Annotated in this window: 16 protein-coding genes; 4 read left to right on the forward strand and 12 right to left on the reverse strand. The window is 65.9% G+C overall.

Features of this window, described 5'->3' with window-relative positions; all coding sequences use genetic code 11:
• Positions 1–120: 120 nt before the first annotated feature.
• A complete protein-coding gene (locus ACIPPQ_RS14970; RefSeq protein WP_446544868.1) occupies positions 121–636 on the forward strand; it encodes a hypothetical protein in 516 nt (171 codons plus the stop codon).
• Positions 636–1,118: a DUF421 domain-containing protein gene (locus ACIPPQ_RS14975; RefSeq protein ID WP_446544869.1), complete on the forward strand. Its 483-nt coding sequence runs from the start codon at positions 636–638 to the stop codon at positions 1,116–1,118. Before ACIPPQ_RS14970 ends, ACIPPQ_RS14975 begins: the two co-directional genes overlap by 1 nt.
• On the opposite strand, the gene ACIPPQ_RS14980 is transcribed toward ACIPPQ_RS14975, so the two are convergent.
• From ACIPPQ_RS14980 to ACIPPQ_RS15030, 11 genes are all read right to left on the reverse strand, one after another.
• Positions 1,115–3,046 carry a hypothetical protein gene (locus tag ACIPPQ_RS14980; protein ID WP_446544870.1) on the reverse strand — a complete coding sequence of 644 codons (1,932 nt, stop codon included), beginning with the start codon at positions 3,044–3,046 and terminating at the stop codon, positions 1,115–1,117. The genes ACIPPQ_RS14975 and ACIPPQ_RS14980 overlap by 4 nt on opposite strands.
• 95 nt (positions 3,047–3,141) lie before the next feature.
• The gene (locus tag ACIPPQ_RS14985; protein ID WP_446544871.1) at positions 3,142–4,161 is read right to left on the reverse strand and encodes a sugar kinase; all 1,020 of its coding nucleotides are present in this window, start codon (positions 4,159–4,161) and stop codon (positions 3,142–3,144) included.
• Between the two features lie 2 nt (positions 4,162–4,163).
• Positions 4,164–4,949: a 2-keto-4-pentenoate hydratase gene (locus tag ACIPPQ_RS14990; protein WP_446544872.1), complete on the reverse strand. Its 786-nt coding sequence runs from the start codon at positions 4,947–4,949 to the stop codon at positions 4,164–4,166.
• Positions 4,950–4,968: 19 nt separating this feature from the next.
• Complete coding sequence (locus tag ACIPPQ_RS14995) at positions 4,969–5,715, reverse strand: FadR/GntR family transcriptional regulator (RefSeq protein WP_446544873.1); 747 nt, start codon at positions 5,713–5,715, stop codon at positions 4,969–4,971.
• Positions 5,716–5,798: 83 nt separating this feature from the next.
• On the reverse strand, positions 5,799–6,689 hold the full coding sequence (locus ACIPPQ_RS15000) for an alpha/beta hydrolase fold domain-containing protein (RefSeq protein ID WP_446544874.1): 891 nt from the start codon (positions 6,687–6,689) through the stop codon (positions 5,799–5,801).
• Between the two features lie 10 nt (positions 6,690–6,699).
• On the reverse strand, positions 6,700–9,564 hold the full coding sequence (locus tag ACIPPQ_RS15005) for a TonB-dependent receptor (RefSeq protein ID WP_446544875.1): 2,865 nt from the start codon (positions 9,562–9,564) through the stop codon (positions 6,700–6,702).
• Positions 9,565–9,679: 115 nt separating this feature from the next.
• Positions 9,680–10,519 carry a rhamnogalacturonan acetylesterase gene (locus ACIPPQ_RS15010; protein ID WP_446544876.1) on the reverse strand — a complete coding sequence of 280 codons (840 nt, stop codon included), beginning with the start codon at positions 10,517–10,519 and terminating at the stop codon, positions 9,680–9,682.
• Positions 10,520–10,541: 22 nt separating this feature from the next.
• Positions 10,542–11,294, reverse strand: a complete 753-nt coding sequence (locus ACIPPQ_RS15015; RefSeq protein WP_446544877.1) for an SDR family NAD(P)-dependent oxidoreductase — start codon at positions 11,292–11,294, stop codon at positions 10,542–10,544.
• Positions 11,295–11,307: 13 nt separating this feature from the next.
• Positions 11,308–12,591, reverse strand: a complete 1,284-nt coding sequence (locus tag ACIPPQ_RS15020) for an MFS transporter (RefSeq protein WP_446544878.1) — start codon at positions 12,589–12,591, stop codon at positions 11,308–11,310.
• Positions 12,588–14,750 (reverse strand): heparinase II/III domain-containing protein, encoded by a 2,163-nt coding sequence (locus tag ACIPPQ_RS15025; RefSeq protein ID WP_446544879.1) that lies wholly within the window; start codon positions 14,748–14,750, stop codon positions 12,588–12,590. Before ACIPPQ_RS15025 ends, ACIPPQ_RS15020 begins: the two co-directional genes overlap by 4 nt.
• Positions 14,747–16,960, reverse strand: a complete 2,214-nt coding sequence (locus tag ACIPPQ_RS15030; protein ID WP_446544880.1) for a chondroitinase-B domain-containing protein — start codon at positions 16,958–16,960, stop codon at positions 14,747–14,749. Before ACIPPQ_RS15030 ends, ACIPPQ_RS15025 begins: the two co-directional genes overlap by 4 nt.
• Positions 16,961–17,145: 185 nt before the next feature.
• Here ACIPPQ_RS15030 and ACIPPQ_RS15035 point away from each other — a divergent pair, with 185 nt between their 5' ends.
• A complete protein-coding gene (locus ACIPPQ_RS15035) occupies positions 17,146–19,206 on the forward strand; it encodes a transglycosylase domain-containing protein (protein ID WP_446544881.1) in 2,061 nt (686 codons plus the stop codon).
• A gap of 20 nt (positions 19,207–19,226) precedes the next feature.
• Here ACIPPQ_RS15035 and ACIPPQ_RS15040 read toward each other — a convergent pair whose 3' ends face one another.
• Positions 19,227–20,333 (reverse strand): DNA alkylation repair protein, encoded by a 1,107-nt coding sequence (locus ACIPPQ_RS15040; protein ID WP_446544882.1) that lies wholly within the window; start codon positions 20,331–20,333, stop codon positions 19,227–19,229.
• Between the two features lie 258 nt (positions 20,334–20,591).
• Between ACIPPQ_RS15040 and ACIPPQ_RS15045 the strand changes: the two genes are divergently transcribed.
• On the forward strand, positions 20,592–22,892 hold the full coding sequence (locus tag ACIPPQ_RS15045; RefSeq protein ID WP_446544883.1) for a TonB-dependent receptor: 2,301 nt from the start codon (positions 20,592–20,594) through the stop codon (positions 22,890–22,892).
• Positions 22,893–22,949: the final 57 nt, after the last annotated feature.

Below are 22,949 nucleotides of genomic sequence, written 5' to 3' on the forward strand. Positions count from 1 at the left end.
GCGGCGTCGACCGTCGTACCCCCGGCCCGCGCGCCGGTACGTGGAACGAAAATCAGTGCCAAGCGTCCATTGATCAGTCCCCGACGCCACGCGGCGGCGGGGTGCAGGCCGGAGGATCGGATGCAGGCGCTCGAAGGAATCGAATCCGGGCCATCGCGTCCGCGCCTTTGGGACCGGCACGCCAGCCCGATCTCGATCCTCGTCCTCGGGGGTATCCTGCTCGCGGCCTGGCTGGGGGTTACCGGGGGGCAGCCCAGCCCGCCCAGGGCAGCGGATTTCGGCGATGCGCGCCTGATCGTGAAGACGCCGACGACGATCCGGAACGGCGAATTCTTCGAAACCGACATCACACTGATCGCCAAGGCGCCGATCGAGGATGCCGTGATCGCGGTATCGCCCGCGCTCTGGCACGACATGACGGTGAACACGATGATCCCGGCCGCCGCCGGGGAGAGTTTCGAGGACGGCCGGTTCCATTTCTCCTATGGGCGGCTCGATGCGGGCGACAGCCTGCACGTCAAGATCGACGGCCAGATCAACCCGCCACTCTTCGCCGGCACCGAAGGCGAAATCACGGTCCTCGACGGCGACCGCCGCATTGGCGCGATGCCGCTGCGCATCAAGGTGCGTCCCTGATGGATATCGTCCTGCGCGCCACGGTGATGTTCTTCATCCTGTTCCTGCTGATCCGGCTGCTCGGCAAGCGCGAACTCGGCCAGATGACGCCGTTCGAATTTGTCGTGCTCGTCGTGCTCGGCGACCTGATCCAGCAGGGGGTCACGCATAATGACTTCAGCCTGACGGGTGCGACGCTCGCGATCTGTACCTTCGCTTTCTGGGCGCTTGTGCTGAGCTGGACCGCCTATCTCTTCCCGCGCGCCAAGGACCTGCTCGAGGGCGCGCCGCGCGTGATCGTGCGCGACGGCAAGGTGGTCGAGGAAAACCTGCGCCGCGATCGGCTGACGCGCGACGAGATATTGTCCGAAATGCGCCTCGCGGGCATCGGCCGGATGTCGGACGTCGCGTGGGCGATCCTCGAACCGCAGGGCAAGATGAGCTTCATCAAGAAGGACGATCAGGCTTCGCCGCAGCAGGATCGGGACGGGCCCGCCAGCTAGTAGATCGGCGTGATCTGCATCTGCGGCAGCGGCCTGGGTGTGCCGTCGCCGAGATCGGGGCCGAGGTCGGCCCATTCCTTGCCGCGGGCGACCAGGTCGGCGTAGAGATTCTGCGACGCCGACTGCGCCTCGGTCGAGCGGAATTTATAGGAAACGGGCGGCGGCGTTCCGGCTCGTACTGTCGCGAACGCGCCTTCATAGGCCGGTATCGGCGGGATGACATCGGCGCTCGCGGCGATCCGCATCGTGTAGCGCTGGAGTCCCGACGCGACATTGCGCCATCGCACCCAATAATGATTGGCGAAGGAAAAGCTGTATAGCCGCTCGCCCGCGGCGGTCCCTTTCAGCGAAATGCTGTCGAGGATCGCCTGCGACATGTCGAGGTTCATGCCGCCTTCGGTCGCGTCGAGCGAGACGTGGACGATCCGGTCGCGCTGCCCGGGCGCGCGCGATTGCAGGAGGTCGCGCCAGTTCTGCATCGTGCTGATGATCCCGAACAGAAAACCCGAAATCTCGGCGAGCGCCACGGGCCGCGCGATCGAGCGGTAGCTGCGCCTCCACCCGCGATTGTTGTGGAGCGGAAGCCACACCGCGGCTTCGGCCGCGTCGCGCGGATTATGCGGCTCGCTGCTTTCGACCGGCACGCCGGCGGCGCTATCCTGAGGGTAGACGAGATTGATGGCGAAGGTCGGCCAGCGCGGAAGCGGGGCGTCGAAGAGGTGGAGCGGGAAATTGCTCGACACGCCGCCGTCCGAAAACCAGCAGATGCGAAAGCCTTCGATCGACGAGACGGGCGCCTCGCCGCCCGTCGCGAGGCTGTCGGTGCTCTGGCTCAGCGTGTTTTCGTTGCCGGCCTCTTCGCCGTCGAACGTCTCGCCTTCGTCGTCCCCGCGCCGGGTTCGCCTGCCGACCGGTTCGTGCAGCGGCACCGCGCTGATCAGCAACGGAAAGCTGAGACTCATTCGCATCGCTACCAGAACGGGCATCCGTCCCTTCGAAGGCAAGCGGTAATAGGCCTTGCCGTCGACCCGGTCGGGCGCGCCTGCTTCGGCGACCATCGCGTCGACGACGGCCTTTGGAAACAGCAGATCGAATTCTTCGCGCAGGAACCAGAATGCCGCATCGTTGAACGGCAGCGTGCGCGGTTCGTGATGTGACACACCGGTGGTGATCATCTGGAGCGTGATCGCGGTTTCGGTAACGGGCTCGCCGGGATAGCGCGGTGCCGACCACAGGTCGTCGAACAGCAGCGGGTCCGTCGCCGCCTTGCCCGACAGCGATTGCAGGACATCGTGCATCCATTCGGTCAGCGCGGGCTGCGATGCGCCCCTGCGCACCGTCCGGCCCGAGCACAGCCCGAGGAGATTGCGCCGGGCGACGCGCGCAACGCGCAGCACAGCGGCGATCGCGGCGCCCAGATAGGCGCAAATAGCGGAGGGAAGTGCGACCGCAACCAATCCCGGCGTGCCGGCAAACCAATAGCCGAGCGAAAGAAACAGTCCGAGCAGGAGGAGCGCTTCCAGCGGCGCGACTGCCACTACGGCGATCATGGCCGCGAAGAGCTTGCGGAGCGGGCCGGCGTTTCCGGCGAGTGTGACGATCAACCGATAGGCATTTTTCGCTCCGCGCGCAGGCTGGAACAGGCCGAAGATGAAACCTTGTGACGATAGCTGTGCCGCGACAGTTTCGAGCCCGGCGAAGCCGAGGGTCGCGGGGCAGGACGCGGCCGATCCCGATGCAACATGCTTGCGGTCGCCGAGCGCCGCCGCGGCGGTGGCGGCCGCGGCGATCGCGCCCGCCGACGTCCCGCCGATATTCTTGAAACGAAAATCGCGTGCGAGCGCGAGTACGGCGTTGGGATAGACGACGCCACTCGTGATGCCGCCCTTCATTACGAGGTCGCAATAGCGGGTCGGCGTCTGGCTCATGGTCACGCTCTCCGGGACGAACGGGGCTTTCTTTGCCCCTTCTTACCCCGGCGCGCCGGTCAAGTCGCTGCTGTTGTTGGACAATAGGCGCGGGATCAGCGCGCCACGTCGCTCGCGGCGGGTGAGGCGCCTTGCAGCAGGCGGCGCGACAGCGGGGCGAAATCGCCGCGCATGCCGTGCGCGAGGGCGGCGGCAGCGAGGCCGTTTTGCGCGACGGCGGCAAGCGTCTCGCCGTTGAAAAGCGCATCAAGGATTCCGCCGGCGAACGCATCGCCGGTGCCGATCCGGTCGATCACCGGGGCGATGACGATGGCGTCGCTCTGTGCCTGGTCGCCGCGCGTGTCGATCCGGGCACGCAGTTCGTGGCGCGTCGGCTCGATGATGCGGCGCGCGGTCGACGCGACGCGTTCGAGCCGCGGGAAGGCGTCGAGCAGCGCCAGCGCGGCCTCGCGTCGCCGGTCGGCGCCGTCGCCCGAAAAATCGCGGCCGAGGAGCAAGGAGGCGTCGCGGTGGTTGCCGAAGAGCAGCGTCGCTTCGGCGACGATCGGGCGCAGGATTGTGGCGGGATCGCTGTGCCAGCGTTCCCACAGCTTGCCGCGCCAATTGCCGTCGAATGAGACGCCGATCCCTGCAGCGCGCGCGCGGCGCACCGCTTCGAGCGACGCGTCGGCGCTGCGCTGCCCCAGCGCCGGAGTGACCCCCGACAGATGCAGCCAGCCGACGCCCGCGAGCAGATGCTCCCAGTCCCAATCGGCGGGCGCCATCGTCGCGAAGGCGGTTTCGGCGCGGTCGTACTGGACGTCGTCGGGGCGCATCGGGCCGCCGGGCAGGTGGTAATAGAGCCCCATCCGGCCCGCCGGCCGCAACAGCCGCCGCGTGTCGACGCCGTGGCTGCGCAGCCGGTCGACGACGCCGTCGCCGAGCGCGTCATCGGGAACGGCGCTGATCATCGCGACGTCATGACCGAGCGATGCCAGCGCGACCGCGACATTGGCTTCGGCGCCGCCGACATGCACGTCGAAGCGCGCCGATTGCAGCGGCAGCTCGCCGTGCGGGACGCCCAGCCGCAAAACGACCTCGCCGAAACAGGCGATTGTCTTCTTCGATTCTGTCATGGTCAGGCTCCGGGGTCGGGGATGGCGGTGCAGGCGATGCGGACGCGATCGCCGAAATGCGCGGTCGCCGACTGGCCGGGGGTTATCGGATGGACCCCGGTGATCGCGCCGGCCGAAATCCACTGGCCGGGCTCGAGCCGGATCACACTGTCATGATGGAGGCCGACGAGGAAACGCAGCGATCCCCAAGGGCCGTCGAGTATGTCGCATGCGCGCCCGGTGCCCATTTGGGCGCCGTCGATCGCGGTGGTCACCTCAAGGCGGTCGAAATCGGCGGCGTCGAGGCGCGGGCCGACGAGCAGGCCGTTGTTGATCCCGATGTCGGCGATGATGCCGAAGGGCGCGTGGGCATGGACGTCGGGGGCGGGCGAACTCGCGATCTCGAAACCCGCATGGATGGCGTCGACCCAGCTGCGCGTGTCGTCGTCGGCGGCAAGCGGGCGATCGGGCACGGCACGCAGGCGGAGCATCACCTCGGCCTCGATCGCGCCCGCGCCGCCCGCGAAGACGCGCGCCTCGCCCGGTGCGTCGCCATCGAGTTCGGCGCAGCGGAGGATCGGCCCCGCGAGCCGCTCGGCGCCGAGCGCGGCGACCATCGCGGGCGGGATACGCCCGACCTTCCAGCCGAGCACCCGCCCGCCGAGCGCGGCGAGCAAGCCCTGCTGCATGGCGTAGGCATCGGCAAGGGTTGCGGGCACCGGTGCGGGGAAACGCTCCAGCGCGCGACCGGTTCGCCGGGCTTCGAGGAGGGCGGAAACCGCGTCCTGCGCGCGCGTCGCGGCGCTCATAGAAGCGGTCCCGGCGGCATCAGGCGAGCTTGGCGCTCAGCAGGTAGCGTTCGCGGCTTTCGGCCGAGCGCTGGCGCAGTTCGACGAGCGCGCGTTCCTCGGTTTCGTCGAGCATCGATTCGAGCAGGCGGTTGAAATGGCGCCGCATCGCGAGCCGCGCGCCCGACGCATCGCGCTTGCGCAGCGCTTCGACGACGTCCGAATGTTCGGATTGGCGGGCCTTGCCGTCCTTCTGGCAGACCATCGAATGGCTCGTCCGCACTTCGGGCAATTCCATCCGCATCCGCCACAGGCTTTCGATCACATGGATGATCGCCTTATTGTTCGACGCCGCCGCGATCGTCATGTGAAACTCGCGGTCGATCGCGCTGATCTGGTCCTCGCTCGCATTCTCGTCGGCCATCGCGGTCAGCAGCGTTTCGAGCTTTTCGAGCGTCTCGGCCGAGATGGTCGGCGCGGCGAGCGCCGCGGCCTCGGCCTCGAAAAGCGAACGCGCCTCGGTCAGTTCGAATGCGCTGACCTTGGGCAGGACGGCATTGTCGCCCGGAAGCACGGCTTCGACATAGGCTCCGGCGCCGGTCCGGATGTGGATCCAGCCCGTCGCCTGCAGCGCGATCTCGGCTTCGCGGATCGTCACGCGGCTGACCTCGAACCGTTCGGACAGCTCGCGCTCGCCCGGCAACCGCGTTCCGGGCGGATAGGTTCCGTCCAGGATCAGGCGCCGGATCGTGTCGGCGACATCCTCGAAAAGGCGGCGTTCGGCCATGGTTCAGTCATCTCCCCAACTATGTCTCAGGGAGTCCATACAATCCGGTATGACAAGTTTGAAGCCCATGACCGACGCGCGCATCAGTTTTTCGTCCCGCATGCGGCTGGAGCCGGTATGCCGCGGCCGCACAGGAAGGTCAGCGCGCGCGCGGTCATCGCCGACTGGCTGGCCGGATCGAACTTGCCATGCCCGCCGCCGGCGACGACGAAGATGTCCGAAGGCACCGCCAGCGCGTCGAGCCGCCGTTTGAGCTCGATCGATTGCGCGACCGGGACGACGGGGTCGGCGTCGCCATGGCCGATGAAGACCGGTGGACTTGTCGCGGAGAGCCAGGTGACGGGCGACATGCGGCGCTCCATCGCCGCCGCCCCGGGGCCCGTGCCGATCCAGTTCGCGATCGTCGGGTGTCGCTTGCCGCCGTAGGTCGCGGTCAGGTCGGCGGGGCCATAGAAGTCGAGGATCGCCGCGGCCTTCGGAGCCTGTTTGCAGTCATCGGGATCGACTTCGTTCGCGGGCGGCAGCAGCCCGGCCATCAGCGCGAGGTGGCCGCCCGCCGACGTTCCCGAAACGACGATCCGCCTGCTGTCGAAACCGAACCGCGCCGCGTTGGCACCGACCCAGTGCAGCGCGCAGCGGGCATCCTGCACCGCCGCGGGGGCAGGGGCCTGGCCCGCGAGCCGGTATTGGACGGTGACGATGGAAAAGCCGGCGGCGAGATAGGACCGGAACCCCATCCAGCTTTCGGGGCGCGCGCCGCGCGCCCAGCCGCCGCCGTGGAAATGGATCAGCACCGGTCCGGGTGTTTTCCCCGCATCGGGGTGGGCATAGATGTCGAGGTGCAGCGGCAGGCCGCCGACGGTGTGATAGACGGCGTCCTTCACGATCATATGCGGCTCGACGCCGTCGGCGGCGGACGCGCCCGTTGCCGGGAGCGCCGCCGCCATCGTCAAGCCGAGTACGGCCCACCGCATCGTCCGGATCCTAGATCCGCGCCCGGATGCCGATGAAATATTTGGCGCCATAATAGTGGTACTGACGGCTGCTGCCATAGACCGGCATATAGGTCGCCTTCGGCTCGTTGAAGATGTTGAGCGCCTCGAAGCGGAGCGACACGCCCTTCATCAGGTTGAGCGACGCACGGAAATCGACGGTCTCGCTCGGCCCGACGTAGCGGAGCTGGCTGTTGCCGCCGACGAAGTCCTGGAAATAGCTCGACCGGTAGTTGTAAATCGCCTGCAACGACACAGGGCCGATATCGTAATAGGCCTGCGCCGACAGCACATGCTTCGAATAACCCGACAGGCCGGCTGGCGGGATGATCCCTTCGCTGACCGTGTCGGTGACCGGATTATATTCGTCGCCGAGGCGGATGTCCTGCGTCTCGAAATTCGAATCCGCATAATTGTAGCTGACCTTGGCGCCGAGCCCGTCGAGCGGCTTCGGCAGGAAGCTGAAGCGCGTCGCTGCGGTCAGCTCGAGGCCATAGATGCGCGACTTGTCGGGGCTGTTGCGCGTCTGCGTCACCGGGATCGACACGGTCTCGCCGTTGATCGTGAAATCCTCGTCGTAAACGACCGGCTGGAAGCCGCCGTTGAACTGCTTGTAGTAGACCGTCGCCGACAGGAGGCTGTCCTTGTTCGGATACCATTCGACCGACAGGTCGCCGTTCCATGACATCAGCGGCTTGAGGCGCGGGCTGCCGTTGGCGCGGATATTGTCGATCGCATCCCCGATCGACGTAAACTCCTCGCCGCCTTCGAGCGTGATCGTGCGCCCGGCGCCAAGCGCGCTGGGGTTGGGACGCGACATCGCGCGATAGCCGGCGAGGCGGACCAGCGTGTCCGGCGCGACTTCGAAGATCGCGTTGACGCTCGGCAGGATGCGCGTGTTGCTGCTCTTGATCGTTTCGGTCACGAAGTTGCCGGTTTCGTCGAGCCCGAACGAGCCGTCGCCGCTGGGATCGGGGACGAGGACGAGGTCGCTACGCAGCCCCTTGGAGGTCACGCGCGTGTTGACGATGCGCACGCCGATGTTTCCGCGCACCGGCATGTTGCCGAGGTCGCTCGCATAATCGGCCATCACATAGCCCGCGAGAGTGGTTTCCTTGACGTCGCGGCTCGCGACCGAGCGCATTTCGTCGGGCAGGCCCGGGTCCTCGGTCCCCAGATATTCGCGGAACAGGCAGTCGACGTCGAAGGTCGCCCAGCTGTTGATGCTGTTGCCCTTCGCCGCCGAGAGGAAATCGGTCTGCGGGAAGGCCTGACGGCAGATATTGTTGATCCGTTTGTCGGTCGCGGTCGGTGTGACCAGGCTGGGATCTTCGTTACGCAGGTCGTAGTCGCGATAGGTGAGCCGCGACCAGCGGCCGCCGGCCGAGATATTCTTCAGGAAACCGTCGAGCTCATAGGTCGCGTCGAAGCGGCCGGCGAAAATTTCGTTGTGGCGCTTGGCCTCATCGCGGCGGAAGCGGGCGTCCTCCCAGAAGAGATCGTGATTGTTGAGGTCGAAGCGCGGGTCGATCGTGATCGTCGGGACGAAGCTGCCCGGCGTGATCTCATATTTATAGGGAATGCGCCGGTTGTTGAACACGGTACGCACGCCGTTGACGTCGGTCGCCGCGGTGCGCAGGCGGACGTTGCGTTCGATTTCCTTGCGGATCGTGCGCGAATAGCTGCCGTCGAGTTTGATCGTCAGACGGTCGCTCGCTTCCCAGTCGACCGACAGGCCGCCGCCCAGATATTCCTCCGACCGCGACAGTTCGGATCCGTTCGATTCGATCGCCGACAGGCCGTTCAGGCTCTGGACGATGCCATTTTCGTCAAACACGACGTTGGTCAGGCCGACGCGGCCTTCGGACAGGTTGAGGTCGCGGCGGCTCTCGACGAAGGTGCGGTCCGAATATTGAACGTCGAGGTTGATATCGAGCGTGTCGGTCGGGCGCCACTGGATCGCGCCGAACACCGCGTCGCGCTTGTCGGTCTCGCTGATCTGGCGGAAGGTGTAAGCGTTGGGGACCAGGTAGAAGGGCCGGTTCTGGCCATATTCGGCACGCGTATATTCGTCGCACGTGTTGTTGGCGACGACGGGCGCGGCCTGGCACGCGGTCCATGTCGTCGACGCGGCATAGGTTTCTTCGGGATTGTTCGTGTCGTTGCGCTGGACGCCGATCGCGATGCCTATCGTGTCGTTCGCGAACTGGTCGACATAGCTCAGCGTGCCGCGCCAGCCGATGCCGCCCGAGCCGCCGGTGATGCGGTCGCCATAAGGATTGTACTGCGCCTTGACCTCGCCTTGCAGGCGGCGCTTGCCGAAATCGAGCGGGCGCAGCGTTCCGATCTCGATCGTGCCCGCGACGCCGCCTTCGACGAGGCTCGCCTGCTGGGTCTTGTAGATCTTGATATTGTTGACGAGTTCGGACGGGAACTGGTTGAAGTTCACCGAGCGGTCGCCACTGCCGTTCGTCGCATCGCGGCCGTTGAAGGTCGCGTTCGACAGGAAGGGACCAAGGCCGCGCAGCGCGATTTCGGACGCGTCGCCCTTTTCGCGGTGCGTCGTCGCGCCGGTGATCGTCTGGATCGCCTGGCCGACCGAGATGGCGGGAATGTCGCCGATGTCGTCGGACGACAACGCGTCGACGATGGCGGTTTCCTCGCGCTTGGTGTTGATCGAATTCTGGATCGTCTCGCGGATGCCGGTGACGACGATTGCGTCTTCCTCATCCTCGGCCTGCGGCGCCGGGGCGGGCGCGTCCTGCGCCATCGCGGGCATCGCGGCGAACAACAGCGTCGAACCTGCGCCGGCCAGCAAGGCTGCGCGCAGCGTGCGCGCGTGATTACGAGAATTCACTTCGTCTCTCCCCAAATGTCGATTCTGTTCTGACCAATAATGTCAGGCATTGCAGCAAAATTGTCAACCACTGTGTATGGCAAATTGGTTAGTCCAATTTGCCATACACTTGTCGTCAGCGGACGAGCTGGCTCCGCAGCGCCGGAACGGCGCGCGCCAGCGCCTGCGTGACGAGCTTGGCGGTCACTTCGGCGCCAATGGCGCCGAGATGCGTGTAGTCGAACTTGCGCGTGACCTGTCCGCGTGCGCCGTCGCCAGTGACCGGCGGCGGCGCGGGCGGCGCCGGCGGCGCGGGCAGGGTGGTCCCCGCCTTTGCCGCGGCAAGTTCCTCCGCAGTCGGCGGCTCCTGCGCGAGCTTGGTCGCCATCTCGGCTCCCATTTCCTGCGCCTGACGTGCGCTAAGGGCATTGAGGTCGACCAGCGGCACATCCATCGCCTTGGCGACGCCGCGCACCTGATCGGACCAGCTCGCGAGCGTGTTCTTGAGCTTGCCGTCCTTGAACTCGCGCCGCGTCAGCGGTGTGACGAGCACGGGGGTTGCCCCCGCCGCCTTCACCTCTTCGACGAAGCGGCGAAGGTTGGCGGGAAACTCGGTCGTTTCGTCGGTCCAGCGTTCGGGGCGCGACGACTGGTCGTTGTGCGCGAACTGGATCAGAACCCACGTCCCGCGATATCCCGGCACCTTCGCCTCGGCGAGCGCGATGTCCCAGCCGCCTTCCTGGCGATAGCTGCGCGTGCTGCGCCCGCCGCGTCCGGCGTTCACGCACGCGACCGAAGATTTGACGTGCTGCGCGCAAAAGGCGCCGCCCCAGCCGCTGTGCGGCGCCATCGTCGAATCGCCGACAAGGATGATCTTGTACGGTTCGAGCGGTTCGGCATCGGTCCGCTCGCGGGTCTGGGCCTGCGCCCCGCTGGTCAGCAGGGCGGCCGTGGCTGTGGCGAGAAGCCAGCGCATATTCACGTCCTTTCGGATGAACTCAGGAGAAGGCGAGGCCGCCGTTGATGTCGAGGCAGACCCCGGCGAGGAAGCTCGCGGCGGGCGAGGCGAGATAGACGATCGTGTCGGCGACCTCGTCGGGATGGCCTTCGCGGCGGAGCGGCGTGTTGCCGGCCACCGCGGCGCGGCCCTCGGGCTTCGAGAAGATGTCGTGGAAGCTCGTTCCGATCAGCCCGGGGCAGACGGCGTTGACGCGAATGCCCTGCGGCCCCAGTTCCTTCGCCATCGAACGCGTGTAGGTCATCAGCGCGCCCTTCGCGGTCGCATAGACCGACGCGCCGGGGCCGCCGCCGTCGCGGCCCGCGAGCGACGACACGTTCACGACCGCCGACCCTTCACCGAGGAACGGCTGCGAGGCCTGCAGGACGAGGAAGGCCGATTTGAGGTTGAGCGTCATGACATGGTCGAAGAATTCCTCGTCCATCTCGCTCAACGTCTTGCGCGCGACCATGCCGCCCGCGAGGTTGACGAGGATGTCGAGCCGGCCGCTGAACGCGACGCCGACTTCTTCCAGCATCGTTTTGACCGCACTGCTGTCGGTGACGTCGGCCTGCACGAGGAAGGCGTCGCCGCCGGCATCCTGAATCGTCTTCAGCGTGTCTTCGGCGGCTTCGCGGCCGCTGTTATAGTTGATCGCGACGCGAACGCCGGCGCGGGCGAGGGCGATCGAGACCGATCGGCCGATATCGCGGCCGCCGCCGGTGACGAGCGCGGTTTTCCCCTGGAGATTCATGTGATGCTATTCCTTATTCTTGATTGTGGGTGGGTTTGATGGTGACCGGTTCGACGCGACCGCCGACCAGCCAGAAACACAGGAAGGAAATCGGGACGATCGCCGCAGAGAGCGCGAAGATCGGCGCGTAACTTGTCGTGGTGAGCACGGGGACGAGCCACGTCGTGATGAGCGTGCCCGCGACCGCGGCGGTGCCACTGATCCCGGCAAGACTGCCGACTGCGCCGCCGCCGAAATAGTCGCTGGGCAGCGTCTGGATATTGCCGATCGCCATCTGGAAGCCGAAGAGGATGCAGGCAATCAGCAGCACCGCGGTCAGCGGATCGCTTGCGCCGATCGTGAACAGCAGCGACGGGAGCATGATCGCACAGCCGATCGCGATGGTCGTCATGCGCGCCCTGTGCACGCCGCCGCCCTTGCTGATGATCCGCCCTGCGAACCAGCCGCCGAACAGGCTGCCGAGCATCGCGCCGACGAAGGGCACCCACGCGAAAAGCCCGATCTGCTTGACGTCGAAGCCGAAGGTTTCGGCGAGGTAGATCGGCAGCCACGACACGAAGAGCCACCAGACCGGATCGAGGAAGAAGCGCGACAGGATCACGCCCCAGCTCTGGCGATAGCGCAGCAGTTCGCCGAGCGGCACGCGGCGGCTGTCGTCGCGGCCCGCCTCGGTACGGCCGGTCAGGATATATTCGCGCTCTTCCTCGCTCAGCCCCGGATGCTTTTCGGGATCGGCCTTGTAGAACCAGAGCCACGGCACGAGCCAGATGAAGCCGAGCACGCCGATCAGGAGGAAGGTTCCGTGCCAGCCGAACTGGACGAACAGCAGCGCGATCAGCGGCGCCGATACGATGCCGCCGAGCGAGGCGCCGGCGTTGAAGATGCCCTGCGCGAGGGCGCGTTCGCGCGAGGGGAACCACAGCGCGTTCGCCTTGGCTGCGCCGGGCCAGTTGCCCGCCTCGCTGACGCCCAATGTGGCGCGCAGGACCATCAGGAGCGGCATCGAGCGCACCAGCGCATGGGCTGCGATCGACAGCGACCAGACGACGATCGAGATGGTGAAACCCATTCGCGTGCCGATCGCGTCGAAGATGCGCCCGAACAGCGACTGGCCGAAGGCGTAGAAGATCATGAAGATCGTCACGAGCAGCGCATAATCTTCCTTGGTGGCGCCGATTTCCTTCGACACTTCGGGCCACATCACCGCGAGCGCGTTGCGGTCGATATAGTTGATGACGGTGGCGAGCGCGATCAGCGCAATGACGCACCAGCGGAAGCGGCCCTTGGTATTGCTCATTTTTTCGCTCCGGTCTTGGCGATGTCGAGGCGGCCGACGGGGCCGGTCCAGGCGAGGGTGCGGCCGTCGACGGTGACGCTGTGCTTGGCGTCCGCCGCAACATCGTCGGCGACCGCGACCGCGATGCGGCGCCCGTCGACGAGGGTGATCAGGACCAGATCGACGCCCTTTTCCTTGCGATGCTCGAGCGCGGTGACGCGCGCGCTGCTCGCGACGACGGTTTCGGCCGACGCGTCATAGGCGCCGTGCGGTTCGAGCAGGCTGACGAAGGTCGCGTCCGCCGCGCCGTCGACGCGCTGGATCAGCGCGGGCTCGCGGCGCAGGTTGAACTCGGGATCGTTCGCGCCGCTTTCGGCGACGATGAAGCGCGCGCCCGCGGGCGGCGCCATATGGTAGCTGTAGAACCGGCTGCCCTGCATCCACGTCAGCCGCGCCTTGCCGGGCTTCGTGCCTTCGCCGTCGACCCACAGATGCTGGTATCCGTTGGCCGCGCCCAGCACCGGGCGTTCGGCCAGCTTGCGGTCGAACGCGATATCGCTGTCGATGATCTGTCCGGAAAAATGCAGCGGCAGGTCATAGCGATGCCTGCCGCTGCCAGTTCCGTGGAGGATATCGAGCGCAAGGGGATTGGAGAGGCCGTCGACTTCGACCAGCAGCAGCGCGCGGCGGATGCGGACATCCTTGTACGCGCTGTCGATTGCGCCGATCGCATAGCGCGTCGGCCCTTCGAGCGACGCGGCGAGTTGGCGAGTTGGCAATTTTTCACCAGCTTTCCAGTCACCTGCAAAATGACTTTGTTCATCGACGACAAGTGTGTTGTGCGCGATCGTCGCGCTTGCCCAGCTGTCGTTTTCGGGCAGGTAGCGCCCGCCGCGCTTGGCCTCGACGTTCAGGAAACGCGCCGCGCCATAGTCGGTCACCACCGCGCCGGTTTCGTCATAATAGAGCCAGCCGAGCCGGTCGAAATGGCCGTGCCCCATGCCCTGTACGGTGTTCTTGGCGACGAGCAGCGGGCCGGTCGGGTCGGACTTGGTGCGCAGCAGGACGAGTGCGCCGCCCTTGCCGTCGGGGCCGTCGGACAGCAGGCGCGAGCCGAAGGGCCAGGGCTTCGCCTTGCCCGCCGCAAGGTCCGCCGCCATCGCCTGTCCCGCAGGGGTCAGCACGGTGCGCCCCTGCCAGTCGGCGATCGACAGGAAAGCCGGGTCCTTCGTCGCGCCATAGGCTATGGCGACGGCGTGATGGAGTTCCTCGGTGCGCAGGCTCTTGTCGGGCATCGCATCGTTGATCGGCAGGAAATATCCGTCGTGGGTAACGTCGATTGCGGTCCGGATCGCCTTCAGGACGATGCCGTCGCGGTACTCGAAAATCTTGCGGTCGGGATCGTTCGCGGCGATTGCAGCTGCGAAGACGACAAAAGGTTGCAGCGCATAGCGTTGATAATAAGGGCCTTCGGCATAATAGCCATCGGGCGAGAAGAGCAGGTCGAGCTGGCGCAAGAAGCCCGCCTTCCCGCTCTTGTCGAGCCCGAGCAGCGCCTTGTCGACAAGGTCGCGGTCGCCGAGCAGATAGCCCGACAGGCCGACGCCCGCGGCGGCCCACGTCGCATGGTTATGGATGCGGTTGATCACCTCGGGCGATCCGTCCGACAGGAAGCGCGCCATCGGGCGGATCACCTGGTCGTCGATGCGCTTGCGGTCGGCGGCGGGCAACGCGTCCCGGATTTCGCCATAACCTTGCACCGCGTTCACGAGGAATACGCTGTCGTTCAGGCTCTGCCAGAACAGGCGGCCCGGGATCTGGTTCGCGGCTGCGGGGTGCGGCCCGAGCTTTGGATAGAGGTCGGCATAAGCGAGCAGCAGGTCGCGGACATGGTCGCGGTAACGCACGTCGCCGGTCAGGCGGAAGAGCTGCCCGCCTTCGAAGATCGTGCGATAGTTGCGCTTGTGCTGTTCGTGGGTGAAGCCGCCGCCCGGGTCCTTCGGCACCGGAACGTTCACGCCGGCGCGGATCGATGCCTCGACGTCCGCTTTCGCGCGCTCGATCTCGGCGGCGAAGAGCGGGGAGGCGGCCTGTGCCGTCGCGGCGGCGGCGGGCTGTGCCGTGGCCGGAGCCGTCGAAAATGCCGCGGCGGCGAGCAGCAGGGCGAGCGTACGGGTCACGGGCGGGCCTCCACGATATTGCCGGCGACCAGGCCGCGCGGGGGGCCTTTCCATGCCAATTCCTCGATCCGTGGTGCGGGGGTCGCCGCGAAGGCGTTCGATGCGATCCGTGTTTCGGGCGCGCCGACCGAATGGATGACGAGAATGCCGTCCGATTTGGCGAAATTATTCTGCGCAATGTCGGCGTGCTGCGCGCCTGAGATGCGCAGCGACGCGCCGTCGCGGCCGCTGTCGGCGACGCTCGATCCGGTCATCGCGAACCAGGGACCGAAAGTGCTTTCGTCGGTGCCCTTGCGCAAGAGGTCGGCGACCATTGCAACGCGCGCGAAGTTGCTGCCGGCGATCGTCAGCCGCTCCATCGGATACCAGCCTTTCGGCTCCTGCTCGCCGGTCGCGGCGACGACGACGCCCATCTCGGCGAAGTCGCTGTTCGTGATCGTCACATCGTCGGCAAAGGTTCCGGGCGCCATGACGATGCCATCAAGACGGCCCTTGCCCGGGCCGCGCACCGATACGCCTTCGAGCGCGATGCTGTAGTTCGGCGCGATGCCTGCGGTGGCCGCGATCAACGCGCCTTCGCCCGATGCCTTGCTTGCATCGACCGCGAGATTTTCGAGCTGCAGCCCGCCGCCGCTTTCGATTTGGGCGAGACCCGAAGCGACGCGGACAACCGGTTTCGCGCCCTTTGCGCCTGCAATGGTCAGCCGATGGCGGAGCGCGAGCGGCGCGGCGACATCGTATGTGCCGGTGGCGAGCGCGAGGGTGTCGCCCGCCTTCGTATCGGCGACCGCCTGCGCAAGCGAGGCGCCTGCTGCGAGCCGCCGGACGGTGCCGGTGCCGAACGCGGCTTCGGGCGCATAGCCGCGATACCAGCTGGCGCCGACTTCTTCGCGGGTTACGGGCTTGAGGTCGCGCGGCGCGCCGACCGCGGCGAGCGCCGGATCGGTGGGATAAAACAGGCCGTTGGGTGCGCGTTCGAGCGTCACGTCACGTTGCTCGACGCCCGCGCCCACCAACGGCTTCGCCACTTTCGCCTCGACATTGCCTGCGAACGTGATGCCGGTGATTTCGCCCTCGGCGCGGAACGGGTCCTGTCCCTTGGCGCCGACGATCAGGTTGCGCTCGAACTTGCTGTCCGTCGGTGCCGCCGAGCGTTCGGCATCGGCACCCGCCGCCAATGTGATGCGTGCGCTGTCGATGATGCTGTTGCCCTCGATCCGCGCATTTGCGACCTGATGATAGCGGTTGATCACCGAATTGGGCACGCCGTTCATCACGCTGATCGCGCTCTTGAACGAAGTGCCCGCGAGGCCCTCGAAATAATTGCCACGGACGATCTGGTCGCGATTGATCACCCGCACGCCGCCCGTGTCGGGGACGTTCCTGCCAAGGAAGATGTTGCGCTCGACGAGGTTGCCGTTGCCGTGGCGGAGGACGAAGGCCCCTTGCGCTTCGAGCACCAGATTTTCGCGGATGATGTTGCCGCCCGACTTGACCGAGACGATTTCGACCTCGCCGCTCGTGCGGTCGAAGATGTTGCGTTCGACGACGCTGTTCGACGCCGACAGCGATTCCTCGCTCGTTCCGATGCGGATCGTTTCGCCCCCGTTCGAACCGAGCGGCGGGCGCGGGCCGAAATAATTGTGATCGATGCGATGGCGGTTATCGAGCGGGTCGCCCGCGCGGCGGATCACCGCGAGCGTGACGCCGCTGTTGGTCTTGCCCTCGAAATGCGAATGGTCGACGCGGTTGCCGGTGCCATAGAGCGCGACCCAGATATCCTCGGCGCGGCGGTCGGCCTTGCTGTAACCGTCGATCACCACCTCGGTGACGCGGCTGTCGGACGCGAGCGTTTTCGAATCGCGGCGGAAGCTGATGACCTGGTCGGTCGGGCTGGCGCCGCCCCGGAAGACGAGCCCCGACACGACGAGATGCCGGCCGCCGAGGCGCAGGTTCGACTGGCCGGTCAGGATGACCTTGCCCTTGGTCTGCGCGGTGAGGGTGATCGGCTTGCCGGCGGTGCCGGTGCCGGTGAAGACGATCTGGAAGTCGCGCCATTCGCCGTCGGCAAGAATGATCGAATCGCCGGGCTTGGCCGCCTTGACCGCTGCCTTGAACTGCGTCTGATCGGCGACCGCAATGTCGCGCGCGAGCGCGGCGTGCGCCGTCGAAGCGCTGATCGCGATCGTCAAGGCAGCGCGTAGCAGCATGAATCTCTCCCCGGTATCGGCGTTGTTATCGCGCATTGGTCTACATAAGTGGTATGACGATTTCAACCCAGTTTGATTGACGATTTGCCAAACCAATTTTGGGCACCACCTGTCATGGCGTCGCGGTGCGCTCGTTATAAGCCATTTGCTTATGCTGTGTTGGGATTGTAATACGGGCGCCGCGCATGAAATGGTTCCGTAAACCCCAAGGCCCCGATTCCACCCTCGCCGCGACGCCGGGTGACCCTTTCGCCGACATCGCAGCGCCGCCGCCGGTTCCTGAAACGCGCCGGCGCAAATGGGTGCGCCGCCTTTCGCGCGGCTTTGCGATCTTCTGCGTGATCTTCCTCCTGCTCGTCGGCTGGCTCGCGCTGACCGCGCCCCTGTCGAAATCGCTCGAACCGATCGCGCCGCCGCAAATCACCTTGCTCGCATCCGACGGCACGCCGATCGCGCGCATCGGCGCGATCGTCGACACGCCGGTGAAGGCGAAGGATCTGCCGAAGCATGTGACGGGCGCCTTTCTCGCGATCGAGGACCGGCGTTTCTACACCCATTGGGGCGTCGATCCGCGCAGCATCGCGCGCGCGGTGTGGAGCAATGTCACCGGCGGGCGGACGCAGGGCGGCAGCACGATCACCCAGCAACTCGCGAAATTCACTTTCCTGACGCCGAAGCGCACGCTCGGGCGCAAGGCGCGCGAGGCGCTGATCGCTTTCTGGCTCGAATCCTGGCTGACCAAGGACGAGATCCTCGAACGCTATCTGTCGAACGCCTATTTCGGCGACAACACCTATGGGCTGCGCGCCGCGTCGCTCCATTATTTCTATCGCCAGCCCGAGAAGCTGACCCCGGCGCAGGCGGCGATGCTCGCGGGACTGGTGCAGGCGCCCTCGCGCCTCGCGCCGACGCGCAACCCCGATCTGGCCGAAAAGCGGATGAAGCTGGTGCTGAACGCGATGGTCGACACCGGCTATCTGACGACAAGCGAAGCGAAGGCGCTGCGCACCCCGCGCATCGACGTGCGGACGCGCAATACGCTGCCGACCGGGACTTATTTCGCCGACTGGGCGCTGCCCGAGGCGCGCAAGTTGAGCGATGTCGGCTATTCACGCCAGACGATCACGACGACGCTCGACGCGCGGTTGCAATCGGCGGCGCGGCGCGTCACGAGCCGCGCAGGACTCGGCAAGGCGCAGGTCGCGCTCGTCGCGATGCGCCCGAACGGTGAGGTTGTCGCGATGATCGGCGGCAAGGATTATGCCGCGTCGCCCTTCAATCGTGCGACGCAGGCACGGCGCCAGCCGGGCTCGACCTTCAAATTGTTCGTCTATCTCGCCGCGCTGCGCGCCGGTTGGGAGCCCGACGACATGATCGACAACAGCGCGATCGAAACCGGATCGTACCGCCCCAAAAATTCGGGCGGCGCCTATTCGAGGGAAATCAGCCTTGAAGACGCTTTTGCCTCGTCGAGCAATGTCGCCGCGGTGCGGCTGCTTCGCGAGGTTGGCGACGACAAGGTGATCGACATGGCGCGCGACCTTGGCGTCACCGCGCCGATGACCAAGGGCGATCCCAGCCTTGCGCTCGGCACGTCGAGCATGACGTTGCTCGAACTCACCGCCGCCTACGCCGCGGTCGCCGCGAACAGCTATCCGGTCGAACCGCGCGCGTTCAAGGGCGAGGAAAAGGGCTGGTTGGAAAACCTCATTTCTGGACCCAGTCGCTTCGGGTCGCGCGAGCATGAGGATATCGAACAAATGCTGCGCGCCGCGGTCAACCGCGGCACCGGCCGCGCGGCGCGGCTACCGCAGGCCAATTTCGGCAAGACGGGGACGAGCCAGGACAATCGCGACGCGCTGTTCGTCGGCTATGCCAACGGGCTCGTGGTCGGTGTGTGGATCGGCAACGACGACAATACGCCGCTGCAGGGCGTATCGGGGGGCGGGTTGCCGGCGCGCATCTGGCGCGATTTCATGACCGAAGCGTCGGGCAAGCGCGCGGCGCCGCGTCCGAAGGCGGTCGACCCCGCCGGACCCGTCGAGCCGCTCGACATCCCCGATATCGGCGACATCCCGATCGGCGACCGCACGCGCGTCGGCATCGAGGGCGGGGACGCGGTCATCTCGACCGAGATCAACGGCAGCCGGATCGACCTGCGCCTGCCGATCCAGGAAGGACGCCCGACGGTTTCGGAGGGACGCCCGCCCCCCGCCGCAAACGAGCAGGCGCCTACGCCGCCATAGGGGGGGCTGGCCCGAGCCGATCAGTTTGACGAAAGATCGAACGCGGCCGTCGCCATCGTCTGCCCGTTGACGATCAGTTCGACCTCGTGGCGTCCCGGATGGTGGCGCCGTGTGCTGAAGTCGCGGATCGTCTGGCTGATGGAGAGGCGGACGGTGTCGCCCGCTGCCAGATCGAAGGTCTTGAGCTTGAACACCTTGGGCGCGCTCTTGCCGCCTGCGCGCGCATAATGGACGCGGTAATCGACAACGAGCCGCTGGGTCTCGGCCGCATCCGACACGAGCTCGGCGGCGAGCGCGACCCGGTCGCCGAGGCGGACGGTTGTGGGAGAGATGCCGAAATGGCGCACGGTAGCCGCTGCGCCATGGCCGACACCGATGAGCGCGAGCGCGCCGGGGTCGCCCTTCTTGATCAGCGTGCGCAGCGCATGGCGCACGATCCACGCCGTTTGCGGATCGTCCTGTTGCCAGCCCGCAAGGCGGCTCAGTAGCCAGTCGGGGCGGTCCTTCGCGATGTCGTTCAGATGGTTCGCGACCGATTTGCGAACATAAAGGCTCGGGTCGGCCTTCAGTGCTTCGAGGATCGGCGCTGCAAGCGTCGGGTCGGCCTTCAGTGCAGGGACGCGCGAGGCCCATGGTAGCCGCGGCCGGGCGCCTTCGCTCGCGAGCCGCCGGACATGCTCATTTTCGTGCGCGGTCCAGCGCGTCATTATGGCGAGCGCGCGCGGCGTATCTGCCGCGAGGAAAGGCCGGATCGCGAACTCGGCCGAACCGAAGCGCGTGAGGTCGGCGAGCGCGTCCATCGATCCGTCGAAATCGTCGAGTCCGTATCGTGCGACATATTCGGTGACCGCGATCGCCTGAAAAGCGTGCGTCAATCGGGGCGCCATCGCGCGAAGAATATCGAGCGCCGCGGCATAGTCGCCGGACAGCGCGATGTGGAGCGCGTCGGCAATATGCCGCACCCGTTCCATGATCGACAATTCTTCGAGGCCGTCCGACGCGGCACAAACAAATGCGGGCCGGTCGAAATGCGGAGACGCCGCCGCCCCCGCATCGGCAATCGTTTCGAGCGCCGGCGGACCGAGAAGGTCCTTGAGCAGGGCGGGGGTGGCGGCTTCGGTCGTCATCGCTGTCTTTTTCCGGATTGGGATGTCCGCACGATCATGCGGGTTGGCTGGCCGGGATGGCAACAGCGCGGTGCACTTCGCGGCAATTTTCCTCGCCCGGGCATGCCTTTCGGCGCGCTTCGATCCCGCGCTTCCTTGTCCCGATCTATCCCTCCTATTTCATTCACACACGTGAGAGTGAATATTGACTCGCTTCCGAACCGGTGTCATGAACGCATCATGCCGACGACCGAGCGGCGATTGATGGGAGAGGGCAAGATGAGGGTTCAGCTGCTTGCGTCCGTATGTGCGGGCGCACTTTTCGCAATCCCGGCGGGCGCCGCCGCGCAGGACGCGGCCGACACCGCGCCGCAGGCCGACGAGGCATCGGGCGCCAACGACATCATCGTTACCGCGACGCGCCGCGAGGAGCGCATCCAGGATGTGCCGATCAGCATCTCGGCCTTTTCGCAGTCGGAACTGACCGAAAAGGGCATCGTCGGTTACGAAGGTATCGGGCGCGAGACCCCCGGCGTCGTGCTGAACAAGCCGACCGCGAACTTCAACAATTTCACCGCGCGCGGCATCGCGACGAATGGCTATAACGCCAACCTGCAAAGTTCGGTCGCCATCTATATCGACGAGCTTCCGGTCTCGACGATCGGCAACACCACCGTCGTCGACCCGAACCTGTTCGACGTCGAGCGCGTCGAATTCCTGCGCGGGCCGCAGGGGACGCTGTTCGGGTCGGGCTCGCTTTCGGGCGCCATGCGCATTCTGCAGAAAAGCCCGAATCTCAATGATTTCGATGTCTCGGCGCTCGTCGACCTCGGTCTGACCGGATCGGACTCGATCCGCCAGCGCTATAATGCAATGGTCAATGTGCCGCTGGTCGAGGACAAGCTCGCGCTGCGCGTCGTCGGCTTTTACCGCGACGAGGAAGGCTATCTCGACAATGTCGGGACGGGGCGCAAGAATTCGAACACGCTGATCGACTATGGCGGCCGCGCGACGCTGTTGTGGCGCCCGACCGACCGGCTGTCGATCAAGCTGCTCGGCAGCTACGAATATAGCAATCCGAAGGACAGCTCGCTGACCGACCCGTCGCTCGGCCGCAACAAACGCGTGTCGGACGAGCCCGACCGCTTCACCGGCAAGCAGCTGATCGCCAACGCGACGATCGAATATGAGTTCGATTTTGCCAAGCTTACCAGTTCGTCGACCTATTCGGACTTCGAACAGCGCTTCTACGTCGATCTCGCCGGAACCTTCGCGCCCGGCTCCTTCCCGGGCGCGCCGATCGCCTTCGGTCTCGACGCCGACGGTTATGACAAGGTGTTCGTGCAGGAAACGCGGCTCGCCTCGACTCTCGACGGTCCGTTCCAGTTCGTTGTTGGCGGCTTCTATCTCGATCGCCGCCGCGACGTCGATTATTTCTACCGCTCGAACCTCGATTTCCTTGCCGATCGCAATATGACCGGCCTTCCCGACAAATATTTCCAGAAGCTCTATACGCATTCGCTCAGCAAGGAGCTCGCGGGCTTCGGCGAGCTGACCTACCGTTTTTCGGACAAATTCTGGCTGACCGGCGGGATGCGTTATGGCGAGACGTCGGCGCAGGCATTCACCGAGGCGGGCGGCTATCTCGCGACCGCATTCGGCTTCAACTATTATGATTATGCGCTGCTCGGCCTGCCGGTGAACTTCACGACCTTCACCCCCTATGTCGCGGCCGAGGGCGTCAAGGCGAAGGGATCGAAGCCATCGTGGAAAGCGAGCGCGACCTTCAAGCCGAGCGACGCGCTCACCACCTATGCGACCTTCTCGACCGGCTTCCGCGCGCCGATCGTCAACGCACGTGCGGGCGCACCCAGCCTCGTCGATCCGAACGACATCACTATCCCTTATGGGGCCACTTCGGATAACCTCAAAAGCTATGAGGTCGGCGCCAAGGCGCGCTGGCTGGACGGGCGCGTATCGATGAACGCGGCCTTCTACCTGATCGACTGGCGGAACATCCAGGCGCAGGCAAACCGTCAGTCGGACTCGGTGCAGTTCGCGACGAACATCGGCGCCGCGCGCAGCAAGGGCTTCGAGTTCGAGGTCGGCGTGATCCCCGCGACCGGATGGGCGATCGGTTTCAACGGCGCCTATAATGACTCCAAGATCACCAAATTGTCGCCGGAGGAAGCGGCGATCTCGGGCGCGGTGCTCGGGCATCGCCTGTCGGCGCCGCGGATCCAGGGGTCGGCCTATATGTCTTACAGCTTCAAGCTTGCGACCGACGTCGATGCGATGCTGGCGGTCAATGCGCAGCATATCGGGTCGTACAACAGCAGCTTCCCGAACACCCCGGGCCGTCCCACCGTGCCGCTCTCGACCTTTGGCAAGACCGACGCCTACAGCAACGTCAACATGAGCTTCGGTTTGAAGAAGGGCGACATCTCGGCGCAGCTCTATGTCGAAAATCTCTTCGACGATCATTCGATCACCTACATCCATCCCGAAGCCTTCCTCGTGAGCCGCTTCGGGACGATGCGTCCGCGTACCTTCGGTATCCGCCTCGGCTACGGACTCTAAGTCGTGGCGGCCGCCGATCGCACAATTTCCCCGGCCGCAGCGTCCACGCGGTCGGGG

Source organism: Sphingopyxis sp. LARHCG72, from assembly GCF_052871675.1.

Coding starts and splice junctions, on each gene's coding strand:
- ACIPPQ_RS14970 (WP_446544868.1), top strand. CDS start 121: ATGCAGGCGCTCGAAGGAATCGAATCCGGGCCATCGCGTCCGCGCCTT.
- ACIPPQ_RS14975 (WP_446544869.1), top strand. CDS start 636: ATGGATATCGTCCTGCGCGCCACGGTGATGTTCTTCATCCTGTTCCTG.
- ACIPPQ_RS14980 (WP_446544870.1), bottom strand. CDS start 3,046: ATGAGCCAGACGCCGACCCGCTATTGCGACCTCGTAATGAAGGGCGGC.
- ACIPPQ_RS14985 (WP_446544871.1), bottom strand. CDS start 4,161: ATGACAGAATCGAAGAAGACAATCGCCTGTTTCGGCGAGGTCGTTTTG.
- ACIPPQ_RS14990 (WP_446544872.1), bottom strand. CDS start 4,949: ATGAGCGCCGCGACGCGCGCGCAGGACGCGGTTTCCGCCCTCCTCGAA.
- ACIPPQ_RS14995 (WP_446544873.1), bottom strand. CDS start 5,715: ATGGCCGAACGCCGCCTTTTCGAGGATGTCGCCGACACGATCCGGCGC.
- ACIPPQ_RS15000 (WP_446544874.1), bottom strand. CDS start 6,689: ATGCGGTGGGCCGTACTCGGCTTGACGATGGCGGCGGCGCTCCCGGCA.
- ACIPPQ_RS15010 (WP_446544876.1), bottom strand. CDS start 10,519: ATGCGCTGGCTTCTCGCCACAGCCACGGCCGCCCTGCTGACCAGCGGG.
- ACIPPQ_RS15015 (WP_446544877.1), bottom strand. CDS start 11,294: ATGAATCTCCAGGGGAAAACCGCGCTCGTCACCGGCGGCGGCCGCGAT.
- ACIPPQ_RS15020 (WP_446544878.1), bottom strand. CDS start 12,591: ATGAGCAATACCAAGGGCCGCTTCCGCTGGTGCGTCATTGCGCTGATC.
- ACIPPQ_RS15030 (WP_446544880.1), bottom strand. CDS start 16,960: ATGCTGCTACGCGCTGCCTTGACGATCGCGATCAGCGCTTCGACGGCG.
- ACIPPQ_RS15035 (WP_446544881.1), top strand. CDS start 17,146: ATGAAATGGTTCCGTAAACCCCAAGGCCCCGATTCCACCCTCGCCGCG.
- ACIPPQ_RS15040 (WP_446544882.1), bottom strand. CDS start 20,333: ATGACGACCGAAGCCGCCACCCCCGCCCTGCTCAAGGACCTTCTCGGT.
- ACIPPQ_RS15045 (WP_446544883.1), top strand. CDS start 20,592: ATGAGGGTTCAGCTGCTTGCGTCCGTATGTGCGGGCGCACTTTTCGCA.